At 61.5% G+C, this 12,694-nt stretch carries 12 protein-coding genes and 1 pseudogene; 8 read left to right on the top strand and 5 right to left on the bottom strand.

The window, feature by feature from the left end; all coding sequences use genetic code 11:
- Positions 1-44: 44 nt before the first annotated feature.
- From QN219_RS17675 to QN219_RS17665, 3 genes are all read right to left on the bottom strand, one after another.
- Entirely contained in the window at positions 45-2,030 is a 1,986-nt protein-coding gene (locus tag QN219_RS17675) for an amidohydrolase (RefSeq protein ID WP_284001071.1), read from the bottom strand.
- Positions 2,030-2,314, bottom strand: a complete 285-nt coding sequence (locus QN219_RS17670) for a XapX domain-containing protein (RefSeq protein WP_284001135.1) — start codon at positions 2,312-2,314, stop codon at positions 2,030-2,032. The genes QN219_RS17675 and QN219_RS17670 overlap by 1 nt, the downstream gene beginning before the upstream one ends.
- A 136-nt stretch (positions 2,315-2,450) precedes the next feature.
- Positions 2,451-3,107, bottom strand: coding sequence for a hydrolase (locus QN219_RS17665; protein WP_284001070.1), 657 nt, complete (start codon positions 3,105-3,107; stop codon positions 2,451-2,453).
- Between the two features lie 402 nt (positions 3,108-3,509).
- Between QN219_RS17665 and QN219_RS17660 the strand changes: the two genes are divergently transcribed.
- From QN219_RS17660 to QN219_RS17630, 7 genes and pseudogenes are all read left to right on the top strand, one after another.
- Entirely contained in the window at positions 3,510-4,532 is a 1,023-nt protein-coding gene (locus tag QN219_RS17660; RefSeq protein WP_284001069.1) for a LacI family DNA-binding transcriptional regulator, read from the top strand.
- 115 nt (positions 4,533-4,647) lie between these two features.
- Positions 4,648-5,316, top strand: a complete 669-nt coding sequence (locus QN219_RS17655; protein ID WP_284001068.1) for an amino acid ABC transporter permease — start codon at positions 4,648-4,650, stop codon at positions 5,314-5,316.
- A gap of 11 nt (positions 5,317-5,327) precedes the next feature.
- Positions 5,328-5,982, top strand: a pseudogene (locus tag QN219_RS17650) (amino acid ABC transporter permease).
- A 45-nt stretch (positions 5,983-6,027) separates the two neighbouring features.
- Positions 6,028-6,825 carry a transporter substrate-binding domain-containing protein gene (locus tag QN219_RS17645; RefSeq protein ID WP_284001067.1) on the top strand — a complete coding sequence of 266 codons (798 nt, stop codon included), beginning with the start codon at positions 6,028-6,030 and terminating at the stop codon, positions 6,823-6,825.
- Positions 6,826-6,845: 20 nt separating this feature from the next.
- On the top strand, positions 6,846-7,625 hold the full coding sequence (locus QN219_RS17640) for an amino acid ABC transporter ATP-binding protein (RefSeq protein WP_284001066.1): 780 nt from the start codon (positions 6,846-6,848) through the stop codon (positions 7,623-7,625).
- 163 nt (positions 7,626-7,788) lie between these two features.
- A complete protein-coding gene (locus QN219_RS17635) occupies positions 7,789-8,697 on the top strand; it encodes a 2-hydroxyacid dehydrogenase (protein ID WP_284001133.1) in 909 nt (302 codons plus the stop codon).
- Positions 8,698-8,710: 13 nt separating this feature from the next.
- The gene (locus QN219_RS17630) at positions 8,711-9,034 is read left to right on the top strand and encodes an EthD family reductase (protein WP_284001064.1); all 324 of its coding nucleotides are present in this window, start codon (positions 8,711-8,713) and stop codon (positions 9,032-9,034) included.
- Between the two features lie 140 nt (positions 9,035-9,174).
- Here QN219_RS17630 and QN219_RS17625 read toward each other — a convergent pair whose 3' ends face one another.
- The gene (locus QN219_RS17625; protein ID WP_284001062.1) at positions 9,175-10,065 is read right to left on the bottom strand and encodes an AraC family transcriptional regulator; all 891 of its coding nucleotides are present in this window, start codon (positions 10,063-10,065) and stop codon (positions 9,175-9,177) included.
- 358 nt (positions 10,066-10,423) lie between these two features.
- Here QN219_RS17625 and QN219_RS17620 point away from each other — a divergent pair, with 358 nt between their 5' ends.
- Positions 10,424-11,353, top strand: coding sequence for a LysR family transcriptional regulator (locus QN219_RS17620; RefSeq protein WP_284001060.1), 930 nt, complete (start codon positions 10,424-10,426; stop codon positions 11,351-11,353).
- Between the two features lie 161 nt (positions 11,354-11,514).
- Here the strand turns inward: QN219_RS17620 and QN219_RS17615 are convergent, their stop codons facing one another.
- Entirely contained in the window at positions 11,515-12,642 is a 1,128-nt protein-coding gene (locus QN219_RS17615) for an FAD-binding oxidoreductase (protein ID WP_284001058.1), read from the bottom strand.
- Positions 12,643-12,694: the final 52 nt, after the last annotated feature.

Below are 12,694 nucleotides of genomic sequence, written 5' to 3'. Positions count from 1 at the left end.
GATCCTTACGGCACCTTGGTGACATGAAGTCCCTTTCCCTCTCTTCACACGGCCCAGCACGAGCAACCGAGAGCGCCGAAGAAGCCCTTGAGGTCGGCGACGGGCAGGCGTGACGTCCAAGCGCCGGCATGGTCGTGGCCATGCACGCCGCAACTGCTGGAGCAACCGCAAGAGCTGATCGCGGCTCGCCGTAGGGAGTTCCTGCCAGCGCCATCCGGCTCGCCCCAGGCCGCATAGCCGCCGAAGGTCCTGACCGGCGACCACTCGGGCATCGCCGGCGGCACCGGGCTTTCGTCGTGGCGCGCGAAATCACCCGCCGCGTAGACGATCTTCCCGGCAACCATGGTAAGCTCTGAGGTGAGGAACGAAATCTCATCCTCCGCGCAGGTGAAATAGTCCTTGCTCGGCACGATCAGGTCAGCGAATTGGCCCTTCTCGATGCGGCCCTTCTTGCCCTCCTCGTTGGAGAACCATTGCACCTTCTCGGTCCACATGCGGAGTGCCGTTTCGCGGTCGAGGCAATTCTGGCGCGGATAGAGCTGCATGCCGCCGACGGTCTTGCCGGTCACCATCCACGAGAGCGAGACCCAGGGATTGTAGGAGGCGACGCGCGTCGCATCCGTACCGGCCGAGACATTCACGCCCTTTTCGAGCATCTTTGCCACCGGCGGTGTCGCTTCCGCGGCGCCGTGGCCATAGCGCTCGACAAAATATTCGCCCTGATAGGCCATGCGGTGCTGCACGGCGATGCCGCCGCCGAGTGCCGCGATCCGGTCGATCGACTGGTCGGAGATCGTCTCGGCGTGATCGAAGAACCAGTTGATGCCGGAAAGCGGAATGTCCTGGTTGACCTTCTCGAAGACATCGAGCGCGCGGCTGATCGTCTCGTCATAGGTGGCGTGCAGCCGCCACGGCCAGCGGTTCTGGGCGAGTATCCGCACCACCTCCTCGAGCTCGCCTTCCATTTCGGGCGGCAAGTCGGGGCGTGGCTCGCGGAAATCCTCGAAGTCGGCGGCCGAGAAGACCAGCATCTCGCCCGCACCATTGTGCCGGAAGAAGTCGTCGCCCTGCTTGTATTTGACGGATGACGTCCATTTGAGGAAGTCCTCCTTCTCCTCCTTCGGCTTCTGCGTGAACAGATTGTAGGCAAGCCGCACCGTCATCTGCCCTTCGTCGGCGAGCTTCTGGATGACGGCGTAGTCATCGGGGTAATTCTGGAAGCCGCCGCCCGCATCGATGACGCTGGTGACCCCGAGGCGGTTGAGCTCCCGCATGAAGCGGCGCGTCGAATTGACCTGATACTCGAAGGGGAGCTTCGGCCCCTTGGCAAGCGTCGAATAGAGAATGCCCGCATTCGGTTTGGCGAGCAGGAGACCCGTGGGATTGCCCTTGGCATCACGAGTGATCTCGCCGCCCGGAGGGTTCGGCGTCTCCTTGTTGAAGCCTACCGCGCGAAGTGCGGCGGCGTTGAGCAGGGCGCGGTCGTAGAGATGCAGCAGGAATACCGGTGTATCGGGGGCGATCGCGTTGATCTCTTCGATCGTCGGCAGCCGTTTTTCAGCGAACTGGTGCTCGGTGAAACCTCCGACGACGCGCACCCATTGCGGCGGCGGCGTGATCGCAACCTGCCGCTTCAGCATGCTCATCGCATCGGCGAGCGAGCGCACGCCGTCCCAGCGCAGCTCCATATTATAGTTCAGGCCACCGCGCACGACGTGGGTGTGATTATCATTCAGACCCGGCAGCACGCGCTTGCCCTTGAGATTGACGACCTTGGTGTCAGGCCCGGCAAGCGCCATCACCTCCGCATCCTGCCCGACGGCGAGGAACTTGCCGTCCTGGATCGCGGCGGCCGTCGCGTTCGGATTCGTGCGGTCGAGCGTTGTCAGCAAACCGTTGTATAGGATCAGATCGGCGCTCATTGGCTTGTCTCCTGATATCGAAGCGGAATCGGCGGCGCGCGCCGGCGAAAACAGGTTGGGGAGCGCGAGGGCTGAGGCTGCTCCCAGAAAGCCGCGCCGGGTCGGCATCAGCCAATCCCCCGCGTCGGCGGCTGATCGGGCACACCCTTATGATCGACCCCGGTCGGCAGTTCCCCGAAAAGGTGCGGGACACAGCGGCTGTTGAACCAGGAAACGTTCACGGGATTGCCCGATATCAGGCGTTTGACGACTGGGACGGCCTGTTCGCCGATGAGGATGCCCAGGAGGCCCACCAGCGCGATAACCGGCGGGGCCGGCGAGCGAACGTTGAGCAGGCCGTAAATGACGCCCACGAGCACCCCGGCGCCAAGCGACAGCAGGTACATTTTCAAAGGCATGGTCCTTTCCGCGAGAGGCGCCGTTCCGCGCGCGGACGGAACGGCTCTGACTCTTTGAAGCTGCGCAATTCCGGACGGAAAACCGTTACACGCTCTTCCTGGAATTGCTCTAGCCTGGTTCTGGAAGGCTTCAGTGGCCTTCGGACGCGCCGAACATGCTCTTGGCGTAGATGATGCCAAGGCCATAGGAGCCGCCGAACTTCTTGGCGATGCCGGTCGTCATCTCGTAGGTCTCGGTGCGGGCCCAATCGCGTTGCAGTTCCAGCATGTATTGCAGCGAGGTCATCGGCCGGACGCCAGCCTGAACCATGCGATCCATGGCGCGCTCGTGCGCTTCATCCGAAACGTCGCCGCAGGCATCGGCGATCACATAGACCTCGAAGCCCTGGTCAAGCGCCGAGAGCGTCGGTCCGACAATGCAGACGGAGGTCCACAGTCCGCAGAAGACCAGCCGCTGCTTGCCGATGGCATTGACCTCGTTGATGACAGCCGCGTCCTCCCAGGTATTCATCGAGGTGCGGTCGAGCAGCGCCTGGCCCGGAAAGGCATCGGTGATCTCGCCGAACATCGGGCCCGAGAAGGTTTTCTCGGCGACGGTCGTCAAAATGGTGGATACACCAAAGCCGGCAGCGGCATGCGCCACGAGCGCGGCGTTGTTACGCAGCAATACCGCGTCGATCGATTTCGTCGCAAAGGCCATTTGCGACTGAAAATCGATCATGATCAGCGTGTGATCATTCGGTGATATCAGAAGAGAACCAGGAGTCGGCGTGGCGTTCGTCGGCATAGAGACCTCCATAAAGTTACCGGACTGGGCACAACCTAGTACGTGCGAGAGGATGCGGATTGTAGATCACTGCGCTCATTGTCGAAAATTGCTCGGCCGGGTGATGTTTCTTCATTGACCTTCGCACAGCTCATTCAAATAGCTTAGCATGACAAGTCAAAGACGCCCGGGAAGGAGATGTGTTCGCGACCGGGTGGAGCTATCAGAGTACCGACACGACGATGGCCGTGCACGTTGCAGCTATTGGCACGCGCGGCGAATTTCCTCCCCGATCAAGGCGATATCTCTTGAAACGCGATGTGCGGCGAGCGCTTCCCATTTGCTGGAAATCGAACAGCGTTTGCCCGGTCCTCGTTGTCCACCTATAGTCCTCTCCACGCATTCCTTTCCCATCGGTATTCAATGTCTTCCGAAGAACGAAAAAAAACTCGCGTTACGCTCCTCGATGTTGCGCGACATGCAAACGTCTCCCGCGCGACCGCCTCTCTGGTCCTTCGCAAGAGCCCGCTGGTCGGCAGCGAGACGCGCATGCGCGTCGAAGAGGCGATGCGTGACCTGGGTTATGTCTACAATATCGGCGCCGCTCGCCTGCGCGTCGAACGCAGCCAGATCATCGGCGCCATCGTCCCAAATCTAACCAATCCCTTCTTCGCGGAGCTCCTGTCGGGCATCGAGGAAATCATCGGCGCGACCGGCAAGGTGGTCATTCTCGCCAAAAGCGGGGATCGAGTCGAACAACAGGAAATGCTGCTGCGGCGCATGCGTGAACACGGCGTGGACGGGGTCATTCTCTGCCCTGCCGCCCGCACCGAATCGACGCTCTCCGAGCAGATAGCCGATTGGGGCATGCCGGTGGTGCAAGTGCTGCGCCACATCTCCTTCGATATGGATTATGTTGGAGCCGACTACGCAACAGGGATGCGCCAGGCGGTGGACTATCTCGCCTCGCTCGGCCACGAGAGAATTGCCTTTGCCGTCCATGGCCCTGTTCACTCGGCCTATCAGGAACGCGTGGATGGATTTCGCGACGCCATGCTGTCGCGTGGTCTCGATCCGCGCGTCCTGATCCGCTTTCCGACGCAGCTCGGTGAAATCGCCAAGGCGACCCATCTTCTTTTTGACCGGGCGACACGGCCGACCGCCGTGATATGCTTCAATCACCTTGTGGCCCTGGGGCTTTCTGCGGGACTTCAGGATTGTGGACTGACGATCGGCCGCGACCTGTCCCTGATCGGCTTCGACGACGTGGCGGACGCCGAGGCGATCCGCCCAAGACTTACTTCGGTTTCGACCGGCCCCGTCGCCATCGGCGAAATGGCGGCACGACTCCTCGTCGAACGGATCGCCGATCCGGCCCTGCCGCCGCGCCGTGTGGTGAACGACACGACCTTGCACATCCGCCAATCCTGCGGCCGACCCACCTGAAAATTTGACGATCACCGCGGTTGACGCCCGCCGGGAAACATTTTAGATCGATCTAAGTGACGTGAACGCGGGGAGGCGCGACGTCCGTCTCGGTGGTTTGGGAGGAGGTCCCGGCATGTACGAATTCAATTTCACACCTGTCCTGGCGTCCTTCGACCAGTTGCTCGTCGGTGCCTGGCTGACGGTCCGCCTGTCGTGCGCCGCCATGCTGATCGGTCTTGTCGTCTCCATCGCCTGCGCTTGGGGAAAGACGTCCGGGCCGAAGATCCTGCGTACCGTAATCGACGGCTATATCGAGATCATCCGCAATACGCCTTTCCTCGTGCAGATCTTCTTCATCTTCTTCGGCATGCCGTCGCTTGGTCTGAGGCTGTCGCCGAACAGTGCGGCGCTCTTGGCGCTCGTCGTCAATTTCGGCGCCTATGGCACGGAGATCATCCGTGCCGGCATCGAGTCGATTCACAAGGGCCAAGTGGAGGCGGGGTGGGCCTTGGGCCTGTCGAGGGCGCAGATCTTTCGCTACGTCATCATGAAGCCGGCCTTGCGGACCGTCTATCCTGCGCTCACCAGCCAGTTCATCTACCTGATGCTGAATACCAGTGTCGTGTCTGTCATCTCCGCGGATGACTTGGCCGCCGCCGGAAACGACCTCCAGTCCGCGAGCTTCGCGAGCTTCGAGGTCTATATCGCGGTCACCTTGATCTATCTCGCTTTGTCGGTCGGCTTCTCCGTGCTGTTTTACGCGGTCGAGAAAATGGCCTTCAAATACCCGCTCAGCCGCTGAGGAGCGCTGCCATGATCAGAGTCTTCGGCTGGAACGAGTTCCTTGTGATTGTTATGGCGGCGCAATGGACGATTGCGCTTTCCGCAATCGCCTTTGCAGGCGGCAGCATCGGCGGGCTTTTGGTGGCGTTGATGCGTGTGGCCGACATACGCGCATTCCGTCTCTTCGCCACTGGTTTCATCCGTGTCTTCCAGGGAACGCCGCTGCTGATGCAGCTTTTCCTGGTGTTCTTTGGCATGAATATTCGGCTTTGCGATCAATCCCTGGATCGCCGCGACGATAGCGCTCGCGCTTCACGCCAGCGCCTTTCTCGGCGAGATCTGGCGCGGCTGCATCGAGGCCGTGCCGAAAGGGCAGGGCGAGGCCGCGACGGCGCTTGGCCTGCGCTATTATCATTCCATGCGCCACGTGATCCTGCCCCAAGCAAGCCGCATCGCGGTCGCGCCGACCGTCGGCTTCCTGGTCCAGCTGATAAAGGGCACGTCGCTCGCGTCGATCATCGGCTTCACCGAACTGACCCGGCAAGGGCAGATCATCAACAATGCGACGTTCAGCCCATTTCTCGTCTTCGGCACGGTGGCTGCTATCTATTTCCTCTTGTGTTGGCCGTTGTCGCTGGTCGCACGTCGCATGGAAACCCGTTTTTCCCGCGCAACGGCACGTTGACGGGCCCCACCGGCGGGAGGGCCGGCATGTGAAAGGGAAGGAAGAATGAATATATCGAGACGCATGGCAATGTCGGTTCTTGGCGCTGCACTTCTTGCCGGTTTCGTGTCCCCCGCTGCCGCGCAGACGGTGGAGGCCATCAAGTCGGCCGGGACGGTCAAGGTCGGAATGCTGGTCGATTTTCCGCCGTTCGGGATTATGGACGCGAGCAACAATCCGGACGGCTATGACGCGGACGTCGCGAAATTGCTTGCCAAGGAACTCGGGGTCGAAGTGACGATCGTGCCCGTGACCGGCCCGAACCGCATCCCCTATCTGCAGAGCAATCAGGTGGACCTGCTCGTCGCTTCACTGGGCATCACCGAAGAGCGTGCCAAGAACGTCGATTTCTCCCAACCTTACGCCGGCATCTCGATCGGCGTGTTCGGCGCCCAGGATCAGGCGGTCGCAAAACCGGAAGATCTGGCCGGCAAGACGATCGGCGTGGCGCGCGCCAGCACGCAGGACACGGCGGTCACCAAGATCGCGCCGTCGGACGCGAACATCCAGCGTTTTGACGACGATGCCAGTGCGGTGCAGGCATTGCTTTCCGGCCAGGTCGAGCTGATCGGCGTGTCCAATGTCGTCGCCCAGCAGATCGAGGCGGCCGCTCCCGGGCGGTTCAACCAGAAGCTCATCTTGAATCAGCAGGTTCAGGGCATCGCCGTCCGCAAGGGATCGAGCGAGATGCTGAGCTTCGTCAACGCCTTCCTCGATAAGGTTAAGACGGACGGTCAGCTCAACGCCATCCACCAGAAATGGCTTGGTTCTCCGCTGCCGGACTTCGTGACCAAAGCGAAATAAGAAAACGGGAGCCCCTCGCGATGAACATGGTAAGCGAAATCGCCTCCTCCCCCGGTGCGCGCGGGGCTTCTGATCCGGCCGTGCGCATGGAGGACGTGAACAAGTGGTATGGGTCCTTTCATGCCCTGAAGAACGTCAACCTGACCGTTGGCCGTGGCGAACGGATCGTCATTTGCGGACCTTCGGGCTCCGGCAAGTCGACGATGATCCGCTGCATCAACCAGCTCGAGACCATTCATTCGGGCAGGATCGTCGTCGATGGACATAACCTGACCGCCGGTGGAAAGAATGTCGATCTGATCCGCCAGGAGACCGGCATGGTCTTTCAGCAGTTCAATCTGTTTCCCCATATGACGGTACTCGAGAACTGCACGCTCGCTCCGATGAAAGTGCGCGGCATCACGAAAGCCGAAGCCGAAGAGACTGCCATGAAATTTCTCAGGCGCGTGCGCATCCCCGAGCAGGCGGCGAAATATCCGGCTCAGCTTTCAGGCGGACAGCAGCAGCGCGTGGCGATCGCGCGAGCGCTCTGCATGAATCCGAAGATCATGCTTTTCGACGAGCCGACTTCGGCGCTCGATCCGGAAATGGTGAAGGAAGTACTGGACACCATGGTGGATCTCGCGAACGAAGGCATGACCATGCTGTGCGTGACGCATGAGATGGGCTTCGCGCGAAGCGTAGCCGATCGCGTCGTGTTCATGGATCGCGGCGAAATCCTCGAAGTCGCAACGCCCGATACTTTCTTCAGCGCCCCGCAACACGAGCGCACACGATTCTTCCTCGGCCAGATCTCCTGACGGACGGCGCACTCAGCTGAAGCGGGTCGCATTCAAGCGAATTCGACGCGCTTCAAGTCTTTGTTTTCAATGCATGTTGTTGGGCCGAAGCGATGCGGGCTTTTTGGCGACATGCAATAGTTGGAGTTTAGACGTGAAACCAGACTTGTTGCTCGTAGAGCCAATGATGCCGCTCGTCATGGAGGAGCTTTACCGGGATTATACGGTCCACAGGCTCTATGAGGCCAGCGACCGGCCGGCGCTCGACGCCGCGCTTTCTTCCATTCGCGCGGTTGCCACCGGCGGCGGTTCGGGTCTGTCCAATGACTGGATCGAGAAGCTTCCTTCACTTGGGATCATCGCGATCAACGGGGTCGGCACAGACAAGGTGGATCTTGCCTATGCGCGCAGCCGCAACATCGATGTAACGACGACGCCGGGTGTGCTCACCGACGACGTTGCGGACTTGGGTATCGCGCTGACGCTTGCGGTCCTGCGCCGGCTCGGCGAAGGTGACAGGCTGGTGCGGGAAGGCCGCTGGGCGGCGGGCGAACAATTGCCGCTCGGCCATAGCCCGAAAGGCAAGCGGATCGGCGTGCTCGGCCTTGGGCAGATCGGGCGCGCATTGGCGTTCCGCGCGGAGGCCTTCGGCATGTCGGTGCGCTACTGGAACCGCTCCAGGCTGACCAACGTCAAGTGGGTGGCTCATCAAAGCCCAGTCGATCTCGCCCGCGACAGCGATGTGCTCGCCGTCTGCGTGGCGGCGAGTGCCGCAACCCAGAACATCGTCGACGCCTCCGTGCTTGAAGCACTCGGCCGCCAGGGCATCGTCATAAACGTCGCGCGCGGCAGCGTCATCGACGAGGACGCCTTGATCGGGGCGCTGCGGTCCGGAACGATCGCGGGCGCGGGGCTCGACGTCTTCGTCAACGAGCCGAAGATCCGCAGCGAATTCTATTCGACGCCGAATACCGTGCTCATGCCGCATCAGGGCAGCGCGACGGTCGAGACGCGCATAGCCATGGGGCAACTCGTGCTTGCGAATCTCGCCGCCCATTTCGCCGGCGGAAAATCGCCGAATATCGTCAACTGAAGCGGGGACCATCATGATTGTTCGTCAAGCCCTTTTCGAGGGCGCGGTTCATCCTGGCCAGGAAGGGGCATTCCGTGCCTACGTGGCCGAGAAGCTGATGCCGCTTTGGGAGGCCTTTCCGGGCGTTCGGGAAGTCCGGGTTCTCCATGCCGTGGAGCGCGATGCGGGAGCGACGCCGTTCGCGATGATCCTTTCCACCGCCTACGATGATCGCGAAGCTCTGGCGCAGGCTCTGGAATCACCTGTGCGCTACCAGAGCCGTGAGATGACCAAGGGCCTGCTGGAGATGTTCGACGGACACATCCATCACCATGTGTTCGAGCTTAGCCAAGACTAGGCTCCGACGATCGAGGAGGGGGCGGGAGAACGCAGCTCAGCGGGCAGCCGGTTCGGAGACGCCTCCGGCGCAAAACTCATATGGCATCTTGACCGTTCTCGGCATGACAAGAGGATAAGAGATCGCCGAACGGGTGAACGTCATTTGCGCTGCATGCGTCGCCAAGCGGCTGGCGAAACATCGCAGATGGCCGAGAATACGTGGGTCAGATGGCTTTGATCCGCAAACCCGCAACTGACGGCGATCTCTGCTATGGGTGTCTCTCCCAGGAGCAGGCTTTTCGCTTTTTGGATTCGGTGTTCGGTCAGCCAGCGATGCGGCGTGCGCCCGGTCGATTTCTTGAATGCCCGAATGAAGTGGCTTGTGGACAGGCCGCAGATCGATGCGATCTCCGTCATCGCGATTTTGCGTGACGCATGCTCCGCAAGATAGGCCGTCGCGGCAGTCAGTTGATGTTTGGAAAGGCCGTGCGGCTGAACGGAGGCGAGGTCGACGCCGCCGTAGCGGCTTACGAGATGGGCCTGCAAGGCAAGCAGGGCGTGGTCTACATACAGGCTGTCGGCGTTCTGCGGATCTGAAAGAGCAGGCAGGAGCGCTTGGGCAAGATGGTGCACCACCGGGTCGATCTGGCCGGGCTCGCATTTGAGGCGGGCGAGCCCGCCTTTTCCGTTATCCCGCAAAAACGCCTGCAGGACCTTGCGATCGATCGCAAATCGCATGTTGTCGAATTGTGAGCGGTGCTCGCAGCGCCAGTCCTCGGCAAGATCTGTGATCGACAATGCCCCCTGCGCGTGGCCTCCATCATGCACCAGCCGCCCGTTTCGCCACAAACGGTGATCCTTGAACGGGCGAAGTTGAACGATGGTGCTGAATGAGTCCGAATTCGGGATTGCGATGCTCTCATGCTTGCCGACGTGATCGCTCCGAACATGGGCAACCGACATGGATTCTGATCGAAGTACGGTCACTTGCGGTCCGATTGGCATGAGTTTCCTCCTTTTTTTGTCAGCGCCACCGGAGCCCAGCGACAAAGCTAGCTGCGAGCGGTTGCGCAGCGCTGCGCCTCTTCATGGCGGGTGGAGATGATCAGGATCTGGAAGGGCTTCCCCGTTACCCCTTCGGGTTGAGGTCCGAATACGCGGCGAAGACACAGGCGGTTACCACCCGCACGTCGTCCGTCATCGCGCATTCGCGATTGGGGTGGGGGTGCGGCCGGAAGCCTTTGCGGTGGTAACCAGCGGAGGGTCTCAGCGCGATCACGACAGATCTCCTTATGCTCCGGCGCTGCTGTTTTCTCGCCGCCTCGCCATCGTGGACCGTGTATACAGGCTCGTGGGCTTGCTTAGATAGTGGGATATTTGAGACATATTTGTTCGAGAAAGTTGAACTATGTCTAATCCCGGCACACCGACTTTCGAGCAGCTTCGGGTGTTCCTGGCCGTGGTCGATGCCGGAAGTTTTGCGGGCGCAGCCCGTCGGCTCAACCGTGCCGTCTCCGTCATCAGCTACGGCATCGCCAATCTGGAGGCGCAACTCGGCATCGAGTTGTTCGAGCGCGAAGGCACGCGCAAGCCCAAATTGATGGCCGCAGGGCGAACCGTGCTCGCGGAAGCGCGGGCACTCGCGCACGGCCTCGACGGCCTGCGCGCCAAGGTGAAGGGACTGCTCGACGGTTTGGAGGCGGAGGTGGACATCGCGGTCGACGTGATGCTGCCAGCGGAAAGGCTCGGAAAGGTATTGCACGCCTTTGCCGAAACGTTTCGCACGGTGTCGCTGTGCCTGCATGTCGAAGCCCTCGGCGCGGTCACCGCGGCCGTGCTTGAGCGCAAGGCGGTGATCGGGATTTCCGGCCCGCTGGCGGTGGGCGTCGAGGGAGTGGAGTGCATCGCAGCCGGGTCGGTGCCCATGATTCCGGTGGCCGCGCCCGACCATCCGCTCGGGCGCATGGAAAGGATCGAGCCAGGAGAGGCGCGAAATCACGTCCAACTCGTCTTGACTGATCGTTCACTCTTCACCGAGGGGCAGGATTTTGCCGTGCTCAGTCCTCGGACCTGGCGGCTCGCCGACCTCGGCGCCAAGCATGCGCTGCTACGCCAGAGGATCGGCTGGGGCAACATGCCCCTGCCTCTGGTCCGGCCCGACCTGGAAAGCGGTACGCTCTTGCGGCTCGATATGCCTGATCACAAGGGTGGAATCTATCGCTTCGCCGGCGTCTGGCGGCGCGACACGCCGCCGGGACCGGCCGCTTCGTGGTTGTTGGATCAATTTGTGGCGCTGGGCGCCAACGACGTCGAAGAAGAGGGGCTTTCCGACATCTGAAGCAATTCCAGACAACGTGCGCAACGGTTTTCCGGCCCGGATCGCGCGCTTCAAAACATGCCGAAACGATGCGCATTGCAGATAAACGCGTTCTTTGTACAACATCGCTGCGACCACACTGTTGCCGCGCATACCCTCCCGCGGCTTTCCCGTTTATGCGCCTACTTAGGGAAGCGGGCGGGGGAGAAAGCCCGAGGATCAAGCGCTTCGATCCTGAACTCTTCGAGCAGGGGGGCGCCCGCGAGTTGGCTGGCAGCGAGCGCTCCGAGCGCCGGCGAGGTGAGAATACCGTAGCCGCCCTGGCCGGCAAGCCAGAAGAAGTCCGAACGCCCTGATGCAAAACCGACGACGGGCAGCTTGTCGGCGGAAAAACTGCGCAGGCCCGCCCAGCTCTTGGCGATCCGTCGAACGGAGATGGTAGTGGCTTCTTCCACGTAGTGTGCTGCCCAGGCAACGTCGATCTCCTCCGGCTGGACATCGGATGGCTCGCAAGGCGTGGCGTCAGCAGGAGAGGCGAGCAGTCGGCCGCCTTCCGGCTTCATGTAAAAATCCTCGTCTATCTCGTTGATTTCCGGCAAGGTTCCCGCGTCGACGCCATCCGGAAGATCGACGGTGATGGCGGTACGCCGATGCGGGAGAATGCCGATCGGGTCGACCCCGAAGAGCGCGGCGACCGGATCGGCCCAGGCGCCGGCGGCGTTGACCACAACTTTTGCGCTGATTTCACCAGCGGACGTCGTGAGGACCCAGGCAGTTCCATCGCGTTCGGCCGACAAGACTTCATGGCGTTCCAGGATGTCGCATCCGTTGCGGCGGGCGCCCTTGACGTAGCCCTGGAGCAGGTTCTCCACCTCGATGTCCCAGAAGTTCGGGTCAAAGTAAGCGGCAGCGACATAATCAGGCTTGAGGATCGGGACGCGAGCGATTGCCTCCGCGGGGGTCACGCGTTCGATTTCCGGCGTGAACGCGCGTTCCGCGGCCAGAACTGTTTCGAACCGTTCGACTTTGTCGGCGCTCGCGATCATGACGCCGCCGCGCTGCTTCAAGAGCGGCACGTCCGTGAAGCCCTGCGGCGGCCGGTCGAAGAAGACCTTGGAAATCCCCGCCAGCGCGCACACTTCCGGCGCGTTGTACCTCAGTACGAATTCTGCGGCTGAGCGACCGGTGCTGTGGTAACCGAGCGCGTCTTCCCGTTCGATGACGGCAGCCGAGCGATGCGGGCTAAGGAAATAGGCAAGCGACAATCCCGCAATTCCGCCGCCGATGATAACGACATCGTATTTCCGCATATTTCCGGCTCCTCACGTCCTTCGCGCGGACCATAAGGAGGCTAGAAGCGGC

Source organism: Sinorhizobium sp. 8-89 (assembly GCF_030124325.1).
GTDB lineage: Bacteria > Pseudomonadota > Alphaproteobacteria > Rhizobiales > Rhizobiaceae > Sinorhizobium.
This window is presented reverse-complemented; position numbering and strand designations above follow the sequence as displayed.